This window comes from Paenibacillus sp. GCM10027630, assembly GCF_042676305.1.
Taxonomy (GTDB): Bacteria; Bacillota; Bacilli; order Paenibacillales; family NBRC-103111; genus Paenibacillus_S.
On record NZ_JBHTGY010000098.1, the window covers coordinates 172,940 to 197,705 of the forward strand.

General features: G+C 46.8%; 22 protein-coding genes and 1 other annotated feature. Of the genes, 3 read left to right on the top strand and 19 right to left on the bottom strand.

Annotated features, from left to right (window positions below; all coding sequences use genetic code 11):
- Positions 1-9: 9 nt before the first annotated feature.
- Complete coding sequence (locus ACFQ0C_RS38370; RefSeq protein ID WP_379375118.1) at positions 10-1,302, bottom strand: homocysteine synthase; 1,293 nt, start codon at positions 1,300-1,302, stop codon at positions 10-12.
- Between the two features lie 99 nt (positions 1,303-1,401).
- On the bottom strand, positions 1,402-1,926 hold the full coding sequence (locus ACFQ0C_RS38375) for a ComEA family DNA-binding protein (protein WP_379375379.1): 525 nt from the start codon (positions 1,924-1,926) through the stop codon (positions 1,402-1,404).
- A 132-nt stretch (positions 1,927-2,058) separates the two neighbouring features.
- Here ACFQ0C_RS38375 and comER point away from each other — a divergent pair, with 132 nt between their 5' ends.
- Positions 2,059-2,892, top strand: a complete 834-nt coding sequence (gene comER / locus ACFQ0C_RS38380; RefSeq protein ID WP_379375120.1) for a late competence protein ComER — start codon at positions 2,059-2,061, stop codon at positions 2,890-2,892.
- 70 nt (positions 2,893-2,962) lie between these two features.
- Here comER and leuS read toward each other — a convergent pair whose 3' ends face one another.
- From leuS to ACFQ0C_RS38430, 10 genes are all read right to left on the bottom strand, one after another.
- Positions 2,963-5,413 (bottom strand): leucine--tRNA ligase, encoded by a 2,451-nt coding sequence (leuS, locus tag ACFQ0C_RS38385; protein WP_379375123.1) that lies wholly within the window; start codon positions 5,411-5,413, stop codon positions 2,963-2,965.
- An 83-nt stretch (positions 5,414-5,496) separates the two neighbouring features.
- Positions 5,497-5,757 (bottom strand) — a binding site (T-box leader).
- Between the two features lie 312 nt (positions 5,758-6,069).
- The gene (locus ACFQ0C_RS38390) at positions 6,070-6,864 is read right to left on the bottom strand and encodes a class I SAM-dependent DNA methyltransferase (RefSeq protein ID WP_379375125.1); all 795 of its coding nucleotides are present in this window, start codon (positions 6,862-6,864) and stop codon (positions 6,070-6,072) included.
- Positions 6,865-6,932: 68 nt separating this feature from the next.
- Complete coding sequence (locus ACFQ0C_RS38395; RefSeq protein WP_379375127.1) at positions 6,933-7,847, bottom strand: CvfB family protein; 915 nt, start codon at positions 7,845-7,847, stop codon at positions 6,933-6,935.
- Positions 7,844-8,191 (bottom strand): ribosome silencing factor, encoded by a 348-nt coding sequence (gene rsfS / locus ACFQ0C_RS38400; RefSeq protein WP_258213079.1) that lies wholly within the window; start codon positions 8,189-8,191, stop codon positions 7,844-7,846. The genes ACFQ0C_RS38395 and rsfS overlap by 4 nt, the downstream gene beginning before the upstream one ends.
- Positions 8,192-8,281: 90 nt before the next feature.
- Complete coding sequence (yqeK, locus tag ACFQ0C_RS38405) at positions 8,282-8,866, bottom strand: bis(5'-nucleosyl)-tetraphosphatase (symmetrical) YqeK (RefSeq protein WP_379375130.1); 585 nt, start codon at positions 8,864-8,866, stop codon at positions 8,282-8,284.
- Complete coding sequence (locus ACFQ0C_RS38410) at positions 8,856-9,443, bottom strand: nicotinate-nucleotide adenylyltransferase (RefSeq protein WP_258213081.1); 588 nt, start codon at positions 9,441-9,443, stop codon at positions 8,856-8,858. The genes yqeK and ACFQ0C_RS38410 overlap by 11 nt, the downstream gene beginning before the upstream one ends.
- Before the next feature lie 29 nt (positions 9,444-9,472).
- Complete coding sequence (gene yhbY, locus ACFQ0C_RS38415) at positions 9,473-9,766, bottom strand: ribosome assembly RNA-binding protein YhbY (RefSeq protein WP_379375132.1); 294 nt, start codon at positions 9,764-9,766, stop codon at positions 9,473-9,475.
- Positions 9,767-10,127: 361 nt separating this feature from the next.
- A complete protein-coding gene (locus ACFQ0C_RS38420) occupies positions 10,128-10,985 on the bottom strand; it encodes a shikimate dehydrogenase (RefSeq protein WP_379375134.1) in 858 nt (285 codons plus the stop codon).
- A gap of 207 nt (positions 10,986-11,192) precedes the next feature.
- The gene (yqeH, locus tag ACFQ0C_RS38425) at positions 11,193-12,314 is read right to left on the bottom strand and encodes a ribosome biogenesis GTPase YqeH (protein ID WP_258213083.1); all 1,122 of its coding nucleotides are present in this window, start codon (positions 12,312-12,314) and stop codon (positions 11,193-11,195) included.
- Positions 12,315-12,321: 7 nt separating this feature from the next.
- Positions 12,322-12,819, bottom strand: coding sequence for a YqeG family HAD IIIA-type phosphatase (locus ACFQ0C_RS38430; RefSeq protein ID WP_258213084.1), 498 nt, complete (start codon positions 12,817-12,819; stop codon positions 12,322-12,324).
- A gap of 212 nt (positions 12,820-13,031) precedes the next feature.
- Here ACFQ0C_RS38430 and ACFQ0C_RS38435 point away from each other — a divergent pair, with 212 nt between their 5' ends.
- Positions 13,032-13,442 (top strand): MarR family winged helix-turn-helix transcriptional regulator, encoded by a 411-nt coding sequence (locus tag ACFQ0C_RS38435; protein WP_379375137.1) that lies wholly within the window; start codon positions 13,032-13,034, stop codon positions 13,440-13,442.
- A 139-nt stretch (positions 13,443-13,581) separates the two neighbouring features.
- Positions 13,582-14,421: an SDR family oxidoreductase gene (locus ACFQ0C_RS38440; RefSeq protein ID WP_379375139.1), complete on the top strand. Its 840-nt coding sequence runs from the start codon at positions 13,582-13,584 to the stop codon at positions 14,419-14,421.
- A gap of 64 nt (positions 14,422-14,485) precedes the next feature.
- On the opposite strand, the gene ACFQ0C_RS38445 is transcribed toward ACFQ0C_RS38440, so the two are convergent.
- The 7 genes from ACFQ0C_RS38445 to ACFQ0C_RS38475 form a co-directional block, all read right to left on the bottom strand.
- Complete coding sequence (locus ACFQ0C_RS38445) at positions 14,486-16,720, bottom strand: transglutaminase TgpA family protein (protein ID WP_379375141.1); 2,235 nt, start codon at positions 16,718-16,720, stop codon at positions 14,486-14,488.
- On the bottom strand, positions 16,717-17,961 hold the full coding sequence (locus ACFQ0C_RS38450) for a DUF58 domain-containing protein (RefSeq protein ID WP_258213088.1): 1,245 nt from the start codon (positions 17,959-17,961) through the stop codon (positions 16,717-16,719). The genes ACFQ0C_RS38445 and ACFQ0C_RS38450 overlap by 4 nt, the downstream gene beginning before the upstream one ends.
- Positions 17,962-17,966: 5 nt before the next feature.
- Complete coding sequence (locus ACFQ0C_RS38455) at positions 17,967-18,926, bottom strand: AAA family ATPase (protein ID WP_258213089.1); 960 nt, start codon at positions 18,924-18,926, stop codon at positions 17,967-17,969.
- Positions 18,927-19,363: 437 nt separating this feature from the next.
- Positions 19,364-19,714, bottom strand: a complete 351-nt coding sequence (gene spoVAE, locus ACFQ0C_RS38460) for a stage V sporulation protein AE (RefSeq protein WP_258213272.1) — start codon at positions 19,712-19,714, stop codon at positions 19,364-19,366.
- 12 nt (positions 19,715-19,726) lie between these two features.
- Positions 19,727-20,743, bottom strand: a complete 1,017-nt coding sequence (spoVAD, locus tag ACFQ0C_RS38465; RefSeq protein WP_258213090.1) for a stage V sporulation protein AD — start codon at positions 20,741-20,743, stop codon at positions 19,727-19,729.
- Positions 20,744-20,747: 4 nt separating this feature from the next.
- On the bottom strand, positions 20,748-21,230 hold the full coding sequence (gene spoVAC / locus ACFQ0C_RS38470; RefSeq protein ID WP_379375144.1) for a stage V sporulation protein AC: 483 nt from the start codon (positions 21,228-21,230) through the stop codon (positions 20,748-20,750).
- A gap of 607 nt (positions 21,231-21,837) precedes the next feature.
- On the bottom strand, positions 21,838-24,705 hold the full coding sequence (locus tag ACFQ0C_RS38475) for an RCC1 domain-containing protein (protein WP_379375146.1): 2,868 nt from the start codon (positions 24,703-24,705) through the stop codon (positions 21,838-21,840).
- Positions 24,706-24,766 lie beyond the last annotated feature (61 nt).

A 24,766-nucleotide genomic window follows, 5' to 3' on the forward strand; every position in this document is an offset into this window, starting at 1 on the left:
ACACTCCGTTTAGTTCTGGCTTGCTTGAATAGCTTGGTTCAAGTCATGAATAATATCATCAATTGATTCTGTACCGATTGACAATCGAATCATTCCTGCAGATACTCCGGCTGCTGCCTGCTCTTGCTCGCTCAACTGCGCATGCGTTGTGCTTGCCGGATGGATGATCAGCGACTTCGAATCCCCTACGTTGGCAAGATGCGAGAACAACGACACATTGTTGATAAGCTTGCGTCCCGCTTCGATGCCTCCCTTGATGTCAAAGGTCATAATCGCTCCTTGACCTTTAGGCAAATACTTTTGAGCAAGCTCGTAGGAAGGATGGCTTGGCAGCCCAGCATAACTCACGCTTGCTACAGATTCATGCGCTTCAAGGAATTGTGCTACCTTCAACGCATTAGAGCTGTGACGCTCCATACGCAAATGCAATGTTTCCAAGCCTTGCAGCAGTTGGAAGGAATTGAATGGGGAAATAGCAGCCCCCATATCGCGCAGCAATTGAACTCTTGCTTTAATTATGTAAGCTACCGGTCCTACTGCAGTGGTGTATACAACTCCATGATAGCTTGGATCCGGTTCTGTCAGGCCTGGAAATTTGCCGCTTGCCTGCCAATCAAATTTGCCGCCGTCCACAATAACGCCGCCAATTGACGTTCCATGTCCTCCGATAAATTTGGTAGCTGAATGAACAACGATATCTGCACCATGCTCGATTGGGCGGCACAGGTAAGGACTCGGGAATGTATTATCAATAATCAATGGAATGCCATTTTCATGAGCAATCGCAGCAACAGCAGCAATATCTAGCACATCGCCCTTCGGATTTCCAATGGATTCAGCATACAAAGCTTTCGTTTTCTCTGTAATGGCCTTACGGAAATTTTCCGGATCGGACGGATCGACAAAAGCTACTTTAATGCCAAGCTTAGGCAATGTTGTAGAAAATAAATTATATGTACCGCCATAGATGCTGGCTGCAGAAACGATCTCATCGCCTGCTTCCGCAATGTTCAAAATTGAGTAAGTAATAGCAGCTTGTCCTGATGCTGTAGCAAGTGCAGCCGGAGCTCCTTCCAAAGCAGCAACCCTTTTCTCAAATACATCTGTTGTAGGGTTCATCAGGCGTGTATAAATGTTCCCGAATTCCTTTAATGCAAATAAATTTGCGGCATGATCCGTATCACGGAAGCCGTATGAAGTCGTTTGGTATAACGGTACCGCACGCGACATTGTAGTTGGATCAATTTCTTGTCCTGCATGAACAGCTAATGTTTCTAAGCCAAGCTTACGTTCGTTCGTCATTGAAAAAAGCCTCCCTCATTTTTAGGAAAATTAAATTACAATAATTATCCATCCTATTTTCTCACATTTAGCCGGAAAACGAAAGCGCTTCTAATTCGGTTACGGATCTATTATAAGATAAGGCTTGATTTTGGCAAGCACCTTGTCTCCGATCCCCTTCACGTCAAGAAGCTGCTCGACTGTTTTGAACCGTCCCCCCAGCTGTTCCCGGTACACAATAATAGCTTTTGCTTTACTTTCCCCTATACCAGGAAGCGTTGTAAGTTGATCCATTGTAGCTTTATTTAAGTTCAATATACTTTCAGGCTTGAGTGATTCCTTCTTTATCGTTTCATTAGAAGCCTTCTTAGACAGATCAGGCGCCGGCTGCTTCGATTCGCTCTTCTCAGAGGCTGCTTGGGTCTGCTGACCGTCTTTTGCTAGACCATCTGTCACTACCTGCGGCTTGCTCTGCTTGGCAGCAGCTTGCTGTGCAAGCAGTTTAAGCATCTCCTCATCAGCTGACCTCCATTCAGAAGCCGTCTGCATAGAGCTCTGCCATATCGTATATCCGAACCACCCTGTCAGTGACACAACTACTCCCAATACTACTATCAGCATCTTGTTACCCCAGACATCTGACACTCGCAAAAATAAATTCCCTCCCTCGCTTTAAATTTGCAGCTGTTTCATCTTACATTTAAAGGAAATAAGTCATAATCACCTCGCTATCATCATAGGGATTAAGAAGGCTTCACTTATTCAGGAGGGATGGCCATGAGAGTTGGATTCATAGGCACTGGCAGCATGGGCAGTATACTCATAGAAGCGTTCATCCAATCCGGAGCTTTGAATCCGGAGCACATAGTGGCGACTAACCGAACAATCTCCAAAGTGGAACGATTGGCTGCAACTTATTCGGGCCTAAAGGTAGCCCGTTCCAATATAGACGTCGTCCGTGACTGCGATATTCTTTTTTTATGTGTCAAGCCTGTGGAATTTAAAGCCGTAATCGATGACATCAAAGATGAGGCTGCTCCGGAACAAATTATTGTATCCATTACGAGCCCCGTATTAATTCGGCAGCTAGAAGACCTACTAGGCAGTAAAATCGCCAAAATTATTCCGAGCATAACCAATTTTGTATTCAGCGGAGCTACACTTTGCGTCTACAGTGACCGGATGGCTGATGAGGACATTGAACGGCTGGAAAACCTGCTCTCCCATATCAGCGCACCTATCCGCATATCTGAGGAGAACACCCGTATTTCTTCCGATCTTTCCAGCTGCGGTCCTGCATTCCTAGCTTTTTTTATTCAAAAATTCATTGATGCTTCTGTTGAGGAGACCGGCATTTCGAGAGAGGAAGCTACTCAACTAGCAAGTGAAATGGCTCTTGGGACCGGAAAGCTATTGACCACAGGCGGCTTCACCCCGGAGTCTTTGCAAAAAAGCGTGGCAGTCCCCGGAGGAATAACAGCCGAAGGCCTCCATATGATGGAAAAAGAGCTGTGCGGATTGTTTAACAACCTGATCCACACAACTCATGCCAAATACGAAGAAGACTTGGAAAAGGTGGAGGCCCGGTTTTTCGGCACGAAGGTCGAATAACGTGATGCTTTCACGCTTTTCCTGTATGAACCGCCGCCCTGTATAGCAGCAGAGCGGTTATTTTTATTGATTACCCAACAACTATATTAACTAGCTTGCCTTTTACAGCAATGACTTTACGGACACTTTTGCCAGCCATCGCTTCTTGAACCTTATCCATGGCCAAAGCCAGTCCCTCTAAGGCAGCTTCATCCATATCTTTGGAAACTAGCGCACGTTCAACTATTTTCCCATTGACCTGCACCACGATTTCAACCTCGTTATCGACCGTCCAGGCCTCATCGAATGCCGGCCAAGCTTCATAAGTAACAGATTCCTCATGTCCCAGCTTCTCCCACAGCTCTTCAGCGATATGAGGGGCGATAGGGGAAAGCATTTGAACAAAGTCGTTCATGGCTTCTTTAGGCAGACGATCTGTTTTATAAGCCTCATTAATGAAAATCATCAACTGGCTGATTACGGTGTTGAAGCGAAGCGCTTCGTAATCTTCCGTAATTTTTTTGATTGTGCGGTGCCAGGTACGCTTGAATGCTTCACTGCCCAAAGTTTCATCGGCACTGATTTTGGCATTCAGTTGACCCTCATCACCAATGAACAATCTCCAAATCCGGCTTAAGAAGCGGTGAGTTCCTTCTACGCCATTCACATTCCAAGGTTTAGTAGCCTCTAACGGGCCCATAAACATTTCGTACATCCGCAGCGTATCCGCACCGAACTCATTCACGATCACGTCAGGGTTAATAACATTGCCGCGGGATTTACTCATTTTTTCGTTATTTTCACCCAGAATCATACCCTGATTAACCAGCTTGTAGAACGGCTCTTTGGTCGATACCACTCCCAGATCATATAGCACTTTGTGCCAGAAGCGCGCATACAGCAAGTGAAGCACCGCATGCTCGGCACCACCGATATACAAGTCAACCGGCAGCCATTTCTTCTGCAGCTCCTGAGAGCACAGCTCTTGATCGTTTTTCGGATCGATGAACCTCAAGTAGTACCAGCAGCTTCCAGCCCATTGCGGCATCGTATTCGTTTCACGACGCGCCTTCATGCCTGTTTCCGGATCGATCGTTTCAACCCACTCTGTAACGTTGGCGAGCGGCGACTCTCCTGTGCCTGAAGGTGCAATTTGGTCGACATCCGGCAGCAGCAATGGCAGCTGATCCACAGGTACAGTTTTCATAGTTCCGTCTTCCAAATGTAAAATTGGAATCGGCTCTCCCCAATAACGTTGACGACTGAACAACCAATCACGCAACCGGTAGGTTACTTTCCCTTGCCCTTTGTCATTGGCTTCCAGCCATTCAATCATTGCAGCAATCGCCTGCTCATTGTTCAATCCGTTCAACAAGCCTGAATTCACATGTTGTCCATCCCCTGCATAGGCTTCCTTGGCTACGTCTCCGCCTTGTACAACCTCGATGATGGCAATATCAAACTTCTTGGCAAACTCCCAGTCACGCTGATCGTGTGCAGGCACGGCCATAATCGCACCGGTACCGTACCCGGCAAGCACGTAATCAGCTACCCAGATCGGGGTTTTGGCGCCATTTACCGGATTCAGGGCATAAGCGCCTGTAAATACTCCGGATTTATCTTTGGCTAAATCTGTGCGCTCCAGATCGCTTTTACGTGCAGCCTGTTCCTGATATTCCTTAACCGCAGCAGCCTGCTCAGGCGATGTGATACGTTCAACCAGCTCATGCTCAGGGGCAATGACGCAGTAAGTAGCTCCGAACAATGTATCGGGACGAGTAGTAAATACCTTCAAGCCTTCGCCTTCGGTTCCCTCGATCTCGAATACAACCTCGGCTCCCTTCGACTTCCCGATCCAGTTGCGCTGCATATCCTTGATCGATTCAGACCAATCAAGCTCCTCTAAATCCTCCAAAAGCCGCTCTGCGTACTGTGTAATGCGCAGAACCCATTGACGCATTGGCTTGCGAATAACCGGATGGTTGCCACGCTCGCTTAAGCCGTTGATAACCTCTTCATTGGCAAGCACTGTTCCCAATGCCGGACACCAGTTCACAGCTACTTCATCGACATAAGCAAGTCCTTTATTATAAAGCTGGATAAAAATCCACTGAGTCCATTTGTAGTAGTCCGGGTCCGTCGTGCTGACCTCACGGTCCCAGTCATAAGAGAAGCCGAGCGATTTGATCTGACGGCGGAAATTATCAATGTTCTTAAATGTAATATCCCGCGGATGCTGCCCCGTATCAAGCGCATGCTGCTCGGCAGGCAAACCGAACGCATCCCATCCCATCGGATGAAGAACATTGTAGCCGCGCATTCTTTTGAACCGCGAAACGATGTCAGTTGCTGTATAGCCTTCAGGATGGCCTACATGCAATCCAGCTCCGGATGGGTATGGAAACATATCTAATGCGTAAAACTTCTTTTTGCTATCATCATCCAGCACTTTAAATGATTTATTATTTTCCCAATAAGCTTGCCATTTCGGTTCGATGACCAGCGGGCTATAGCCCTGCTGTTCTTTAACTTCTTGTGTCATTTCAGTTATGCCCCCTTATTTATTCAACAAATTCAAAAATCGATTCCTAGGCAACAAAAAAGCCCCTCATCGCTAGCGCAACGGCTAGGGACGAGAGGCGTGCTTCCCGTGGTACCACCCTAGTTAACTGCGGGCATGCTTTACCCGAGTTCACTCTTCCCCTTAACGCGGGGGATTCGATCCGGTTAGCGCTCTGCTTAGAAAGACTCAATCCTCTAAACAAGAAGCGTATTCACCATCTGGCTCCAAGACGAGTTCACTCTTACCATGTACCAGCTCTCACCGAACCGCTGGCTCTCTGAACAATGGGGACCCGAGCTACTACTTCTTTTCACTGCCGTTAGTCATGATATAAAGCGATTATATGTAAAAACAGGTAATCATGTCAAGTATCCTTCTATCACTAGAGCTGTGCGAGCGTTTTTTTGCAGCTTATTCAAGATTGGCATACAGGCGGATTGATTAAGGTCTGAATAATATGGAAAAAATGAATGTAACCACAGATCAACTAATCCATCCAACCTATCCCAGTATGCAGAGGTGTTCAACATGACAGGATTATTTAACGGTATTATTCTTTCCCTTCCGTTGTGGGGAGTTATACTGACCATCGTGAGTTTGATCCTAAAGCACTGAAATAGATCATTCGTGCAGAACTACTTTCGGGCTACGAAAAAAGCTCGCTGCGTCGTTTCCGTCACCGGCTTCCACAAAAAATCCGCGTAACAGTCAACCTCCCGGAATCCGGCTGCCAGCAGCTGATCCTTCAACCAATCGAGCGGATAAGCTCGCTGCACATGATACTCATCGATCCTACTGAATCGGTTCGACTCAGCAGCATCGATGCTTCCAGCACCAGCGGCATTATCTTTTGCAAAAATCGTAAGTGCATGCTCAATTTCACAACGCGCCAAATCCAGCTCACTCGTCCAAATATAGGCAATATCGTCTTCGTTAAGGAAAAACGGCTGCTCCTGTGCATACACCTTCAGCTGAAAAGGGGTATGAACGTCAAACACGAATACTCCTTCGTCCTTTAAACCGGAATAAGCTTGTACAAACGCTTGTGAGACATCGTCTTCCTCCAATAAATAATTGAAGCAATCACATAAGGAAATGACAGCATCCACCGGACGCATTAATTGCCAATCCCGTAAATCCTGCTGAAGCCAAGTCACCCCGCCCGCACCTGGAAACGGAAGGATCTGCTCCGCATCCAACGATTTGTTCTGCGCTACTGCCAACATATCCTCTGACAGGTCTATGCCATATACCTCATATCCCTGCTGCGCTAACGGAATGGCAATGCTGCCTGTACCGCATCCTAAATCGGCAATCGAGCGCGGCTGGCCGTGCTTATCCCAGCACTGACTTAAGAAGCCAAGCCACTCCTCATAAGGCATGTCCTCCATCAAACGATCATAATGATAGGCAAACAAATCATAAGCCATTGCTTTTCAGCAACCTTCCTGGTGAAATTTAGATAGGAGAAGACAAAAATTAAGTCCCTGACAGGGACTTAAGGTTGCTCCAGCTTTTCTTGATCCTGATTTACTTGATCCTGCTTAAGATGAGTCCAGCTTCCTTGCTGATAAACCAAGCCTTCCTTCATCAGCTTGCCAAGAGCCCGTTTAAAAGCAGACTTGCTGATTTGAAACCTTTGACTGATAACATCAGCAGGAGTTTCGTCAGAGTAGGGCATAGACCCATTAGGCCTGTCCCGCAATATAGCAAGGAGCCGCTCCGCATCTTCGTCACGTCCGACTTGCTTAGGTGCTCTCATAGAGCAGTTCACATTGCCGTCCTCGCGGATGAAGGTAACTCGTACTTCCACTTCCTCGCCTAAACGAAGAAGTCGAGTACGATCAGTATCATGAATCATCCCGATGAAGCCAAAGCCTACAACTCCACCTTCACAAACGACAAAAGTGCCCATTTGCAGCGGTTTATACACCCTTGCCAACACTTGTTTATTTTTCCACATGGCTGGCGCATCAAAACACAAAGGCTTCAATTCAGGCTCGCCCGCCACTTTGGCAATCAAACGCCCTTGACGATCGTGGCTCAATATTACGAATACCTTGTCGCCAACCTTAGGTCTTAGATCCTTTAGCTCAGGCTGTTCTTTGAAGGGCAGCAGCAGATTGCGTCCTAAGCCCATCTCGAGAAAAGCGCCGAACCTCGGATGAATATCAACCACTTCAAGCAATGCCACTTCTCCGAGCAAAATTAAAGGTTTGCGCATTGTTGCGGCCAAACGGTCCTCGGTATCATAATACAGAAACACTTCCACGTAATCCCCAATTTGAATCTCGCCCACTATTTCGCTGTAATGCAGAAGCACTTCCTGAGCTCCATCTGTCACATAGTAACCATTTGGAGTAATTTCTTTGGCGACTTCAAGCCTAAACAGCTTCCCGGCATCCAGCCTCATACCTGCTCAACCACTTTCGCATCGGACCAAAGACGCTCAATATTATAGTATTCCCTGTCATCGCGGTGGAACACATGAACGATAATGTCGCCCATATCAACCAACACCCAGCGCGCTGTATCCATGCCTTCCATCCCGCGGACTCGAACATCTTTCTCCTCAGCTTTTTTACGAACTGCTGTAGCGATGGCCTGCACCTGCGTCTCGGAATTTCCGTGACAAATAATAAAATAATCCGCAATCAAAGAAATACCTTGCAGATTTAAGGTAACGATATTCATTGCTTTTTTGTCGTCAGCCGCATCTACGATCATGGGCATCAATTTATCCGGGGTTATACTCATTCAATTTCCTCCTTGAGAGTCTACCCATAGAGTTTGTTCAAAAAGCTCTCTTTTGAACAAATTCTATAAGTGATCTTCTTCATAATCAGTTCAGCTGCCTGTTTGCTCTTGCTGTTTTAATTCGTTAATCAAGCCGTTACGGGCTAATATCGTTAACGGGTACACCTTTTTACCTTTTTCCAAAAGAAACAGGATCGTTCCATCAAATGCGGTAAGGAGCGCTCTCTCTATGCTATGTTCAGCGATTTCGCGGATATTATGCACGCCTGGAAAATCCCGTCCCGGCTCGATGTAATCAGCCAAACAGACAACCTTATCCAACAGGGTCATCTGCTCGCGTCCAGTAGTATGATAGCGTATCGCATCAAGTATTTCTTCATCGTCCATACCATAATCCCGCTCAGCTATAAACGCACCTGCATGCGCATGCCAAATCTCTTTGTCATAGTCAAGAAGATCTGCCGGCAAACCATTATTGCGTATAACATCAGCTTGATCATTAACCGGCCAATATTTGACGACATCATGCAGGATCGCAGCAGTATAAGCTTTATCCGGATCACATCCGTATTTGCGAGCTAATAGAACCGCCGCCTCCATTACACCTAACGTATGCTCCCATCGTTTGCCGGGCATTTGCGACTTCACCGCATCAATTAGCTGCTTACGGTCCATAAAATCCGTTCCCCTCAATATATTCATATACACGGTCAGGCACCAAATACTTAATACTTTTCCCTTCGGCTTTCCGCTGCCTTATAGCTGTTGAGGATAGCTCAATCTGCGGCATTTCTGCCAATTGTACCGCTGGCCGCAGCAATGCAGGCAGTGACTCCATTTCCAGCCTGTATCCCGGCCGTCCCAGTCCGATAAAGGAAATGAGCTTGACCAGCTCATCAATCTTAAACCATTTGGGCAAGTACTGAACCATATCTGCACCGATAATATAATAAAAATGAATGCCTGGGTACTCCCTGCGCAGCAAGCTTACCGTATCATATGTGTAGGAAACGCCGCCTTTTTTCAGTTCCATATCGAACGGACGAAAATGGGCTTGACCTTCAACAGCACGGCAGACCATATCCCATCTTTGCTGGCTGGTAGCTTTGGGGGCATGCTGTTTATGAGGCGGAACATTGGTCGGCATAAACCATACCTCATCCAATCCCTCATATTCATAAGCGCATTGAGCCGCAATCATGTGGCCTATATGGATCGGATCAAAGGTTCCTCCCATGATACCAACCTTCATCCTTGCACCTCTTTTTTACGATTTTGCCGTTAATTCGGCAGTACGATCGTCTTTTGGTCGCGGGACTCCTTATACAAGACAACTATTTTCCCAATAACCTGAACCAATTCCGCACCTGCTCCTTCAGCCAGCTGTTGACCGACCTCATTGCGGTCTTCCCCACTGTTGTTAAGCACAGTTACTTTTATAAGCTCCCTCACTTCAAGTGCTTCTTGAATATGACGGATTAAATGATCGTTTATACCGCCCTTACCCACTTGAAAGATTGGATTTAAGTGATGCGCCATAGAGCGCAAATATCTTTTTTGTTTGCCTGTTAACATGTTTTTGCCTCAATTCGAGTGAAGTTATGTGTTGGGGGGAGGTGGCAAAAAAGCCTCGGTTGATGAAAAGGCTGGGGCGGCTGCGGACTGAAGTCGAAGTTTCTCCGATCGCTGTTGTCCGCTTGTTGTTTTTAATTATTACCTTTTTCAAAGGTAACAACAAGCGGACAAAGGCGACCACTACCGTTTCTCTAAAACTTCACTTCGCCCTCCGCCGCCCCATCTTTCATCGGGCTAATTGCAAGACCTATCCGCCCAACACAAATAGTGTGTTGGTAGAGATCAGGTTCTTGGCCTGAGGGTCATGAACCATAACCTCGTAAACCTTAAACCATTAAAAACAATACATAAACCTTAAACCTTACTCATTAAACGAATCAATAACGACCTGACGCATAGCGGCAGTTGGAGCTGCGACACCGGTCCAATATTCAAAAGCATAGGCTCCTTGATAAATAAACATGCCCAAGCCGCTGTGAATTTTAGCGCCGCGAGCTTCGGATTCCCTCAAGAACCGTGTAATGATAGGATTATAGACGAGATCGCTGACAACAAGATGCTCACCGATTAACGATGTATCCATAGGGACTGCATCCTCATTCGGATGCATACCAAGCGACGTATTGTTGACGACCAGACCTACTTCTCCAATGACATTGGATATTTCATCCAAACCAATGCCGCTGGTGGAAGTAAATTCGGACATCGTACGCGCCAGCTCATCTGCTTTTTCACGAGTGCGGTTTGCAAAGTAAATATGTGCAGCGCCTTCCTTGGCAAGAGCATAGCCGACACCTCGAGCAGCACCGCCTGCACCGATCATTAGCACCTTTTTGCCGTTCAAGTCTATGCCTGTCTCTTCCTTTAAGGAGCGGACATAACCTATTCCGTCTGTATTATAGCCGATCAAGCGTCCGTTATCGTTAACAATCGTATTGACAGCACCGACAACTCTAGCTCCCTCATCGATCTCATCCATATAGTCCATGACTTCTAATTTATGAGGAATCGTTACGTTCACTCCGCGAAATTGCAGCGCCCGGATACCATTCACAGCGTCCTTCAACTGCCCCGGTAAAATATGAAATGCCGCATAAGCCGCATTCAGACCTGTTTCTTCAAAAGCGCAATTTAACATAATCGGAGATTTGGAATGACGGATTGGATCTCCGAATACGGCATACATAATAGTGTGACTGTCCAGCCTATGTTTCCCCATAGTGTTACTTCAACTCCCGTTTCCTTAAGAGGTTGTTCAAAAAGTCCCCTTTTGATCACGAAGTATCTCAGGAAGCGTATTCAGCATCGAATTTTGCATTCAGGCTCGAAGTCCGGGCTCATTTAGGTTTGCCTAAACTCCGCTCCTCCTTCTTAACCTTCTTGCAACCTTCTCGGTGCTGAAAAGTCGGCTTTTTGAACTCTTATTCTAAATAATCGATTCACGAACCGCAACCTTCACACCTTTGGGCGCATGAATCATCAAATCCGCTCCAGCATCGCTGTTCACCTTAATCCAGCCCAGCCCGGAGATAGAGACATCATAAAGCTTGCCTTTAGGAATTCGTACCGGATGCTTGGCAAGCTTGGGCAGCAGCTCCAACGCTTCGCGTGAAGGGGGGGTGAGCAGCACTCCCTTGTGCTCATCGTACAGCTCATCTGCCCGTTCCAGCTTCGTGCGATGCACTCCCATCCCGTTGGAAACAAAGAACGTGAACGACTGCCTCGCTCCTTGTACAAAATCAAACCGGACCAGGCTGCCAAAAAACACCGTCTGCCGTTCGTTCAGCTGAAATACTAATGGCTTCACAGGCTTGTCCGGCATAAGCTTCTGCAAATCCTGCTTGTTGACCAGCTCTGTCAGCCTATGTGGATACACAATGCCCGGCGTATCAATGATAAAGGTTCCATCTTCCATAGGAATTTTCACCAAATCCAAAGTTGTGCCCGGGTATTGAGATGTTGTAAGTTCGGAATCAAGGTCGCTGTAATCACGGATCAAGCGATTGATCAAGGTCGATTTGCCGACATTGGTAGCTCCCACAACATAAATATCGCGCCCGCCTCTATGTTCATCCAACGCTTGGATCACTCGATCAAAGCCCATATTTTGCTTAGCTGAGCATAGCACAACTTCAACAACTTTTATGCCGAAATCCTTGGCCTGCTTACGCACCCAGTTGACGATTTTATTAAAATTGGTCACTTTTGGCAAAAGATCGATTTTATTGACGCATAGCACAACCGGATTATCGCCTACAAAACGCGGCAAACCACTGATCAAGCTTCCTTCAAAGTCGAAAATATCGACAATGTTGACCACCAACGACTTTGTATGTCCAACATGACTCAACAATTTTAAGAAGTCATCGTGGTTGAGTGTAATTCCTGAAGATTCATTGTAATTTTTAATACGGAAACACCTTTGGCAAATGACCGGCGTACGGTCCAATGCTTGCGGCGGCACATAGCCCAGCTTGTCAGAGCTCTCGGTTTGCAGCTTAACGCCGCAGCCGGCACAGCCTGTTTGTTCGGATTGCAATTCTGTCATGGTTTACCTACCTTTTCATCCAAGTTAAAGCAGCCTTTTCGAGCGAGCGATTGATCACTTTAGTAAAAAAGCCTTCATCCCGCTTCGCAATCGGTAAAACTAAAATCGTATACAACCCCATCCGGTTACCGCCCAATACGTCCGTCATCATTTGATCCCCTATGACTGCAACCTGCTCAGGTTTCATATTCATCATCGACAAGGCTCTGCGGAATGAGGCGCTTGTAGGCTTTTTGGCACGATAGATAAAGGGCAGAGACAATGGCTCGGCGAATTTGGAAACTCGCAGTCTGTTATTATTAGAAACAATGACTACTTGAAACCCGATCTGTCCAACCACCTTCAGCCAATCGACCAGCTCAGGTGTAGCCAGTGGCGCCTTAGCCCCGACCAGCGTATTATCCAGATCCGTAATGATGCCGCGCACTCCTTGTTCCCAAAGAGCATTCAAGTCAATGTCGTAAATTGTGTTTACTTGTAAACGGGGTAGCAGCTTATTTAGCAACGAATTCACCTCAAGAACTAGCTCATATACGTCAAACTATACCATATATGTGCTTTTTGTTGCAAAAACCCGAATAATATATTTTACTTTACAAAGCCTATTATCGCAATCCAATAAAACGTCCGTGTAAGCATTCGAAAATTCACTTGCTACTCCTGTCTACCAATTTGCTATAATGTATAGACATTAAACGTACAAGAAGGTGGCATACCATGGAAGATTACCAGGCCGTTACTTATAAATTTCGGGAAATTAAAAATACGCTCTCGGCTTATTTAACACAAGTGCTTCCTGCCTATCAAATCACACCGGTTATGATGTATACGCTGGAATTTCTTCGCAAACATCCGGAATGCAGAGCCGTTGATATAGCAAATGAATTCGGCTTAACACGCGGGGCAGTGACGCAGCTACTGGATAAAATGGAGCAGCAAGGCTACGTGATCCGCAAGCCCCACCCGACCAGCCGCAGAAGCCTGCATATTCACATTACGGAAAAAGGCTATGAATTATTAGACGTCATCATTAAAACCTACAATAGTAAAATTGAACGATTGCTTTCCAACTATTCATCAGAGGAGCTCGCTACGCTAAGAGAGCTTTTATCAAAAATGTCTATATAAGAAGATGAAGTATGCTGCTTCCTAGTAAAAGACTCCGATCCCTGATCTGGAGTTTATTTTGCATCCTTGACACGATTGTTTAATGAATATATTGTATAGTTATTAAACAATTTAAATATTGAGCATAGGGAGTGTCTCGATGAGTAAAACGATATTTATTACCGGAGCATCATCAGGAGTCGGTCTCGCAACCGCATTAAAATTAGCCGACAAAGGCTGGAATGTCTATGCCGGAACCCGCCATTTGCAGCGTGACCAGGAGCAGTATGCGAACCAGGAAAATCTTCGTTTTCTTGAAGTTGATGTTACCGATCCTACTTCTCAGCAAGCCGCTCTCAGAGTCATTGAACAAGCACATGGCCATCTTGATGTATTATTTTGCAATGCCGGGTTTGGATTTCTACGTGCTTTAGGTCAAGCGACAATTGAGGATATTCAACGTGTGTTCGATACAAACCTATACGGCGTTATTCATTCCATTCAAGCCGCTCTCCCCTTGCTGCGTAAAGCGGATTCCGGACATATCATCGCCACTTCAAGTGTCGGTGGTTTGGTTGGGCAGCCTTTAAATGAAATCTACTGTGCCAGCAAATTTGCCGTAGAAGGATTGTTGGAGAGCATGGCTACTTACTACAAGCCTTTGTTTAATATTGATATCACTTTAGTTGAGCCAGGTGGAATAGCGACTAATTTTGTTAACACCGTATTGAGTGATATCGGAAAAACGGGCGGAATTCTTGATGATGAATATAAGCCTATAGTCGATACCTATCTGGAAACATTCTCCAAAAGAAATGTTGTGCCGCAAAGTGCCGAAGCAGTAGCTGAAGTCGTGCTGGACTTATTGCAGATGGAAACCAAGCCATTGCGGCTGCGTACTTCGGAAATAGCTGAATTATTCGTAAGCCATAAGGTTAAAACCGATCCAAGCGGTCTGGAGGGCATCTTGGCTACCCGCAAGCTTCAGCTTAACATGTAATAGAAAATGACCCCCCTCGTTATTCCATTCATGAGGGGGGTTCATCATTCATATTAAGAGTTAATTAAACCTGTGAGCGCAGCTTTTCAACAAGCTGCGATGTACTCTGCCAATCCTCTTCCGTAATTTCAGCTCTGCTGTACTTGGCCTTCTCGAAAATGAACAACACCTGCTCCAAATCCGCTTTCAGCCACTTGCTCTGCTTTGACCATCTGCGTACAGCTTCACGCAGCGTTTCATGCTCCAGTCTCGTGTATCCTTTACGACGGCATATACGCAGCATCCGCTCGCATTCCACGATGACCTTCTGCTTTAACAGAGAGGCACGACGACGTTCAAGCTTTTCGCGAATCAGTTCGATGACTTGCAGCTTCCAGACAATGAAAGCAACTATTGCAGCAAACAGCACAATGATGCCACCAATACCAGCCGCTTGACCTGAATTATAAAAAGTGTTGGACTCCTCAGTCACAGCAGCCGCATCAGGCAGTGTCGATGGGTCAAAGGTAAGCTCTTGCTCCGGTACGGCACGTGGCAGTACAAACCCGGAGGTCGGCTCAAACGGGATCCAGCCAATACCACTGAAGTACACTTCGACCCATGAGTGGGCATCCGCATTACGAACGGTGTAAACACCGGCCCCATCAGGATCCACAAGCCCTTGTTCACCCATTGAATAAATAAATTCATCTTGTATTGCCGATAGTCCCGAGGCATACCCTTTCACCCAACGGGTAGGCAGTCCTACAGAACGCGAGAGCACGGCCATCGCCGAAGAATAATAGTCGCAGTACCCTTCCTTAATTTCAAATAAAAAACGGTCGACAAAATCTCGGCTGCGTCCTTTACTAAGATCCGGTTTGTTTGTATAGGGGTACTTTTCGCGTAAATATTGCTCAATTTTTTTGGCCTTGTCATATGGATTTGGCGAATCCTTCGTAATATCCACCGCTAGCTGCCTAACACGGTTCGGTACGCTCTCGGGCACCTGGAGGTAAGGCGCTAGCTCCGCGCGATTAGGCGGTTCCATTGGCGCAAGACGCAAAGCATCCTCATCGATAATTGGCATCTGGGATACTAACGTATAAGTTTTCGGATAAACGGGTTGACGCTGCTCATTGAAACGAAGCTCTGACTGTCCAGGGGCCCATAGAACGGGATCAAAACCGTTCTTGGCACCGTTCATTTCAACAAGCTTTTGAACGGTATACGCTCCAAACAGCACAGGGTATTTTTCTTCGGATAACATAGTAATATTCTGAGTAATCTCAAACGTTTTTAACGGGCTTCCGGCCATCCTAGGGTCTGTTGGAAGAACGTTGTCTGCTCTAACGCCTACTGTCGTAGCACGTTTGTCATTCTCGCTTGCTTCCCAGCCTTTACCGCTGTAGAGCGACCTTGTCTCTCCACGCCAATAGCTGCGATGCGTCGTATCTACAGACATTACCGGCGTATAATCGTATTCAAAACCGCCTCCGAGGGAAGCGTCACTGCGGCTGTAGCCAGAAGACGCGTCACCGTTAGCCACTGATGTAGCGGCCTCAATACCTTTGCCTGTAGTAAAGTTAACAGGCTCTCCGCGGAAATTGCGCCATGCGGTATAAGGGTCCGTCAGCACAGGATTAACTTCCGGCATAGCGGCTCCGAATATCAGAGTTAAACTGACTAATGAAATCACAGGCACTGCAATGGATGTTGGATAATCAGCCAAATAGCTCCAGGCAGTCGGATCTTTTTTGCGAAGCTGCTGAAAATGGCATAAAATTAACAGGAATAATCCGCAGCCCACTGTCATGGCCACCTGCGGCCATAAATATACCGTCGAGAAAGAGTCTCGTATACACATGCCAAGCACGCCGATGATCATTAAAGCGTAAACCCGCCACTTAACCTCAACCCACCAGATTAAGGTCAAATAAATGACCCAGGCGCTTAGGCTGAACCATAAATAAGGCGTTAGCTGATACAAATTCAAAAAAAGCTTGGAAGAAAAAAAACTGCTGAATGGCATTTCATCAATTACACTATATTGAACAAGAACTCGTACGTTTATTGCAATTAACACAATCAGTTGAATAAGTCCCCGCAGAAGCCAATGAAGTTTAGGTATATGCTCCAAAAGAAAGGTTGCCAGAAGCGCAAGTTCAACAATAAGGACCGTTTCCGGAAGCCACGTGCCCTGCTCCTTGGAAATCCAAATCACAATCTGATACAAGATAAGACCGACAAGCAGAGCGGTTAACCGGTGCGTCCAATTTTGCCACAGAAACTTCTGCCACCAGGGTGTGGTTTCGTTCATCCGTTTCGCCCTCCCAACACAACCGGCAGCTCTTGCAATGACCCGATTGCATAGCCGACTACTCCAAGCGAATGCAATTGACGCAGCCACTTTTCCTTGTCGTCATGTTCGGAGCAAATCCATAGATGGCAAGGATTTAATTGAAGCTGCTTAAGCCAGCTGAAAATAGGCAAAAGCGCCTCGCCATGAATAGGTGTAATCAAAGCCACGAAGCTGCCTGGCACGAGATTTTGCGCCTTTTCCCTCAAAACCTGTTTAAGCGAATACGTTCCATCCGCTTCCACATGTATAAAATGCTGCTGAACTGCTTTTAATTGGTTTTGCCCCGGTCTAGGCTCATAATACACATCGTCAGAGCCCGTCGAAACGAGCCCCAAAGCCAAGCTTCGGCTCGAACCATACATGAACAACGAGGCCGCTATTGACACAGCAAGCTCGAATTGCTCCGAATCCTTATAGGACTTGCGCTGCCGGTCCAAAACCAGGTAGCTCTTCGGCAACGATTCCCTTTCGAATTCCTTCGATTTCCAGGTCCCCGTCTTGGCAGTTGCATTCCAATGAATTCGTGACAAACGATCCCCATACATATATTCCCGTACTCCGTTGATCTGAGTTGTTTCACGTACAGCGCGGGTTGTTGTTGAGTGATGGTTCGTCCCCTTCATCATCTGGTGGAACTGGTGCCATTCGCGGATTGGAACGGTTTGCGGCAAAACTACAAAACTATGGGGAAGATTCAGCATCCCGCCATGCTCGAACAAACCGAATATATCCTCGGTTACACATTCTGTTGCTCCAAACGTGTACGAACCCCGCCGTAGCGATGGAGTCCGATATTCCAAGTCACCGCGGCGGCGCCAGTCCGGTACCATCGTAGCCTCGAAGACCAGCTCGCTGCCGTTTTTGTGAAACAAGCGATCTTTGACAAAAATATAGGGCATCGGCCAAAAGCCGGGAATTTGCAGCTGTATGGAAACACCAAGTGTACTGCCGGCTTCCAGCATATTGCTATGCTCCATGTTTTGCAGATTTCTTACACCCTGTGTTCTTTTGATACCGCTCCATTGTCCAAGAAGCAAGTAAATACTTAGCACCAGCATAATTACGAAGAGCATAAGCGCCAGCTTGCCGCCTTGGAAAAGTAAAAAGCCAAGGCTGCCGACAAAACTGACAAACACTGCCCAAAATTGTTTGCTCAAACGGGGAATTTCAGTAAGCTTTTGTACGATCGATTCCCTCATTATACTCACTTCTCCATTCGTACGGGCACTCTAACCTGCTGAAAAACGGATTGAAGTACGGACTGTACGGTGGCACCATCCATTCGTGCTTCAGCTTGCAAGATGATACGATGTCCTAGAACAAAAGGGGCTAAAAATTTTATATCATCAGGTATTACGTAATCGCGCTCTTGAATTAAGGCATATGCTTTGGATGCTTGGACTAATGCGAGAGTAGCTCGTGGACTTGCTCCAAGAAAAATCGAAGCATGCTCGCGAGTCTGCCTGGTAACGGCTACCAAGTAGCTGGCAACTGCATCGTCCAAATGAACATGCTTGGCTCGCTGTTGGATTTCTGCGATATGCTCAACATCTGCCACCGGCTGAAGGTTCTCTAGAGGATGAATGACGCTCTGTGAAATAATCATTCGGGTCTCTGTTGCTTCATCAGGATAACCCAGGCTGAATTTCATCATAAAACGATCCAACTGAGCCTCAGGCAGTGTGTAGGTGCCTTCAAAATCGATCGGATTCTGAGTAGCAAGCAGTAAAAATGGTTTAGGCAGCTGATGGGTCTCCCCGTCAACCGTTATATGACCCTCTTCCATCGCTTCTAGAAGAGCTGATTGTGTCTTTGTTGTAGCGCGGTTAATTTCATCCGCCAGCAAAATATGCGTCATTACTGGGCCGGGTCTAAAAACAAACACCTCATCCTTGGGATGATATATGGATACCCCAGTGATATCCGTAGGGAGTAAATCAGGATTACACTGGATACGACGAAATTGACCATGAATTGATTTAGCTAACGATTTAATCAGAACCGTTTTTCCTGTTCCAGGAACGTCCTCTAACAGCACGTGCCCACCAGCAAGCATAGCTGTTAGCAACAGTTTAATTTCATCTGTTTTGCCAAGGATACAAGATTCCAAATTTGCTTGTATGCGCTTAAGGATTTGTATGTCTTCTTTGACTAGTGCCTCCATGTTCCTGATCCTCCTTGGGGTATATGGTTAATATGGTAGAATAACTCATCTTCTATTTTACAGGATTCAAAAAATGCCGTATACATGCAAAAATGCTGAATTTGTTTGTATAAATACACATTTAGGCGCCTTTTCTCCAGTTTAGAGCTATAGTTGGCTGTTTACCATGCATTCTCCTTTTTGAAATACGTCCCATGATGCCTTGGGTGTACAAATGACGTCTACATACACCTCCGTTGTCCAATAGATCAAGTAAGTGAGACTCAAGGACATGAAAAAACCTTCAAACCCACTGTATAAGTGGAAATGAAGGTTCATTTTCATTAACTGTGAGGCTGATATTTGCAAAAAAATGACACTTGGAACAGCCCCGACATTCACGGCTGCAAGCATGAAGAAAAGCTGTGCAAGGAAAACTCCCATCCTTCCTTACGGCTTCAGCCTCTAGGTCTGCACACTACTGCAGCAAGAAAAGAAAATATAATAGCGGCCGAAATCCCCGCGCTTGTAACTTTAAATATACCGGTAATAATACCAATGGCACCGTCTTGGTTCAGCTCCTGCAAGGCTCCGTGAACCAGTGCGTTACCAAAGCTCGTTATCGGCACGGTCGCTCCCGCACCAGCAAATCTAATGAAAGGATCATACCAGCCGACACCATCCGCAACAGCACCTGCTACAACCAATGAGCTCATAGTATGAGCCGGAGTCAGCTTGCCGACATCCATTAACAGCTGGCCAACGACGCAAATTGCACCTCCAATAACAAAAGCCCAAACAAAATGCATAAAAGTGTCCATTTAATGTCCCCCGCCTTCGATTGATACAGCATGGGCAATGCAAGGGATGCTCTCTCCCTGCTGGAACGACAACGGGGACAACAAGGCTCCTGTTGCAATAACCAACACCCGTTTAAGGTCACCATTGCGAATCTGCTTCATTATATGTCCATAGGTCACAGAAGCTGAGCAGCCACAGCCGCTGCCACCAGCACAAACTACAGGTTGCTTTTCAATGTCATAAATCATCAGGCCGCAGTCCTTATAAATAGTTTGACTAATTGGAATCTTATGCTTTTCCAGCAATTCATTTGCAATTTCATACCCTACCTTGGCCAAGTCGCCAGTCACAATAAGATCGTAATATCCCGGATCCCGGTCGAAATCGCGAAGATGCGCCTGTAACGTATCCACCGCTGCAGGGGCCATCGCCGCTCCCATATTAAAGGGATCTTTAATACCCATATCAATAACTCTTCCAATTGTAGCTCCTGTAACTACCGGACCATCCCCTTTTCTGGACAGTACTGCCGCCCCTGCCCCAGTCACCGTATATTGAGCGGTCGGCGGTTTCTGCGAGCCATATTCTGTCGGATAGCGGAACTGTTTTTCCGATGTGCAGTTATGACTGCATGTCCCGGCCATCACATAATCGGCGTCTCCCGAATTAATCATCATTGAAGCGAGTGCTAATCCTTCCATTGAGGTAGAGCAGGCGCCAAATATACCCAAGTATGGTATGGTTAAAGTTCGCGCAGCAAACGTATTACTTATTATTTGATTCATCAAATCGCCACCGACATAAAATTGAACCTGTTCTTTGGTTAACCCGGCTTTCTCAACAGCCAATTCGGTAGCTTCTTCCATAAGCTTGCGTTCTGCTTTCTCCCAACTTTCCTGCTCCAACTGCAAGTCACCATGAACAATGTCGAAATCATTGGCAAGCGGTCCGTCTCCTTCATCTGGACCTACTACAGTGGCAGTCGCCTGAATAACAGGGCGATTCGTAAATGCCCAACTCTGATGTCCTTGCAGCATCCGGTTATCCTCCCGCTGTCGTCATATTTATGATCAAGTGTACCAAGCCTACGAAAAATGCTGCTACCGTTCCGAACACGATAACCGAACCGGCCAGCTTAAACATATTGCCACCTACTCCCAATACCAGACCCTCGCTTTTATGCTCGATAGCCGCGGAGCACATCGAGTTGGCAAATCCAGTTACGGGTACGGCAGAACCAGCACCGGCCCATTGAGCAAGCTTGTCATATACACCCATGCAGGTCAAAATAACAGATAAAACAATCAGGACAGCAACTGTCGGATTGCCGGCTGTCTCCTTCGTAAATCCGAAGCCATGAACAAATAACTCCATCAATGCTTGACCTATCGTACAGATTATTCCTCCTACTAAAAAAGCACGGAAGCAATTTCTTGCAACCGGTCTTGACGGCTCTTTCTTCTTGGCAAGGTCTTGATACTCCTGCTGTGTCCATGTTATTTTTTGCTTTGACTTTGTAGCCATCTTAACTCGTCCCTTCTTTTTCTTGTCTAATCCTATTTTCTCCTAGTCGGCACTTAACCATGCACAAGGTGTGTGGGCCGTTATGTATTTCTCCAACCTCAGAAAAGGATCAGTAATAGTTCTAAGCGACACCATTGAATAAGCCTCCAAGATGAGCCAGTCCAACTTACAGGCATCTAATGGCTATAGGTCTGCTTGTCCTGCTTAAAATAAGCTTGAGAGACTGCGGGTTTATAAAGGTATTATGTTGCAATAATCTAAAACTATTCTATGTAAGCCGTTACAGCTGCTACAATCCTTACCGCTACATTAAAGCCTTGTATGCTGAAACTTCATACAAGGCTTTAATTCTGAAATGACGGCAGCAGCGATTGGTTAAACAAGCGCTAGTAACAAAAGTGCCAATAAAATAAAAAGCACCAGAACGATGACGATGGCTGAATTATGCATATGTGCTGACTCCCATCTGCATGTTTTTATAAATGCTATATCCTATGTCTGAGAGCTTGGGTTGGAATGTGCATTTGCCTATAAATAATAAAAAGCAAAGGCGATTTCCCTGAGGGAAATCGCCTTTGCTTCAAGATCATAAAGAAAAGCTTGCCATTTATTTAGCTTTTTGCGCATTGACTAGTGCCTTGCTATCAACTTGCAGTGTACTGCCATTGTTCAATGCCAGCACACGTTCTATTATCGTAACCGCTTGAGCACGGTTCGTTGTAGCTTGCGGAGCAAGACCACCATTCTCAAGACCTTGCAGTATACCTTTTTGCACGGCTGTCAGCATTGCAAGCTGCTCCGTTACAACCGTGTTCGCGGTTTGCAGCTCTTTATTCGTTGCGCGTACGGTGATTTTCGCCATTTCTGTGCGGGTAATGGGCTCCAACCAATCGGAAGCTGCATCATCCTGGCCGATGTAGCCCGCTTTCAGCAGCGCATCGGCGTATGGTTTGTACCACGCCTGATCGGCAGAAGGCGCATTGATCGGCAGCTTAAGAGCTGCTGCCGTTAATTTCGCGAACTCGGCGCGCAGAACGGTTCGTTCAGGCTGGAACGTGCCGTCCGGATAGCCGTCCACGTAGCCTTTATCGACCGCGGCGGAAATGGCCGCATCCGCCCAATGACCTGTCGCGTCACTGAAGGATGACGCGAACCCGGTCACAGCTGCAGGCACGGTACGGTTCTTGAACGTACCGTCGCCCAGCTGCCCGGACATGTTGGCACCCCATGTCCATACCGTACCATCCGCTGACAACGCAGCGGAATGATTGCTTCCCGCGGAGACAGCTGAAGCGCCGCGGATGTCCTTCGCTTGAACCGCGCGCTTGCGGTTCGCTGTCGTGTCGTCGCCCAACTGGCCGAAGGTGTTGGCGCCCCAGGCCCAGACGGTCCCATCCGACTTGGCCACCAAGGAATGATAATTACCGCCTGCAATTGCGATGGCGTCATTGATATCAATAGCTTTTACAGGTGTTGAACGATTCGTGGTGGAATCATCCCCCAGCTGGCCAAAAGCATTGTAGCCCCAATCCCAGACGGTCCCATCGCTCTTAAGTGCCAGCGAATGATTCCGCCCTGCTGCTATTGCCTTCACATTGCTCAGGTCCGTTAACTGCACGGCACTACGGCGTAGAGACGTCGAGCCGTCTCCCAATTGACCGTTACTATTGTCTCCCCAACTCCACACGGTACCGTCATTAGCCAAAGCAAGAGCATGATTATAGCCAGCTGCGATTGCTTTAATCTTAAATAGTCCAGGTATCTCAACTGGAGTCAGACTTGACTTGGTGCTGCCATTACCCAATTGGCCAAAAGTATTGTCACCAATGGCCCACACCGTGCCGTCCTTTTTCAAAGCAATCGTAAACAGATTGCCTCCCGCAATATCCGTTACATCGCTAAGTAAAGGCGAGGAAGCCGGTGTTCCTTTGTTTATTAACGTATTATCGGCAAGCTGGCCGCTAAGATTCAGCCCCCAGCTCCATACCGTCCCATCCTTCTTGAGCACTAAAGTATGGCCCGTTCCTGCGGAGACCGCTGCGATCTGATCAACGGAATCGATCGATACAGGCGTATTCTTGGCGCTGCCTGCGCCCAAGCCTAACTGCCCGTATAAATTTTCCCCCCAGGTCCATAACTTATTGTTCTTCCACACGAGGTTAAAGCTGTCCCCTGACGCAAGAGGCTTGCTTATCACTGAATTACTGAAGCTGCCCACTGTTTGCTCTGGCGGTAGGGTAACCATAGAGAAACGGGGAACCAATACCGGCAATATCCGGTTAGTCGCTGTTCCATCGCCCAATTGGCCCAGGGCACTGTTGCCCCACATCCATAAGGTGCCATCGGGTTTAATAGCCATTGAATGAAAGTGACCGGTTCCGATAACCGCTACATTTCTCATAATACTTACATCGACAACGCTGTTTTTATAATCTCCAGTACCGAGCTGACCGTAGTTATTCAGACCCCAGCCGCTTATACTGCCATCTTTATGCTGTATGATCGTATGGGAATTACCTGCGGAAATACTTATTGCATCTTTAATGCCTACAACCATTTGGGCAAAATTACGCGCTTCTTCATTTCCGTTGCCAAGCTGGCCCGAAACATTATAACCCCAGGTCCAGATAGTCCCGTCTTCCTTTAATGAAACCGAGAAATTACTCCCGGCTGCGATTGCTTTAGTCGTATGTGAAAAGTTCACTCTTGTCGGTCTGCTCGTACGAGATTGCGTCTCAGCATCTCCGATCTGGCCGTAAGTATTATCTCCCCACGCTAGGACAAATTTGTCAGAAGCAATCGCCAATGTATGATTCCCGCCTGCTGCAATGCCTCTTATCCCAGAAATCGAAGTTAATTGCGCGGGCTTCAAAACATCATCATAGGTTCCATTACCTAATTGACCTTTGGAATTGTCGCCCCAGGTAACGATAGTTCCATTGCTTTTCAAAGCTACGGAGTGATTGTTTCCAGCTGCAATCGCTACTACATCACTTAGATATTCAATTTGATAAGGTGTGGTTCGATCCTCCTTGGTACCATCGCCAATCTGGCCCTTTGAGTTTTGCCCCCAAGCCCAGACGGTGCCATCCTTGCGCAAGGCAAGTGTATGATTCATACCTGCGGCGACCGCGGTAATATCGAATAATTCCTTGACTCTAGTAGGAACATAACGCTGAACATCAGGTCCTGTTCCCAGCTTTCCATGAAGTGCGTCCCCCCAGGTCCATACGGAGCCGTCACTTTTCAATGCTACAGTATGGCTCAATCCCCCTGTGACTTGAGCATAGCCCAAAGAAGGAATAACCGTTGAAGAGGCGGAATCCGACTGAGCGTTTTCCTTAACGGCCTCCCCATCAGGGGAGGCTTCAGCGAATACATTGCTTGCCAACAATATTGTTTGGAGCAGCAGCGCCACTACGAGCCAGTAAGCAAGCCGTCTGCCGGTGTTCTGTTTACGGCGGTTCCGAGACATAGTACTTATCTCCTCCATCATGATTATTTGTCGATTTGACCCTGCTTAACTAAGTTAGTAA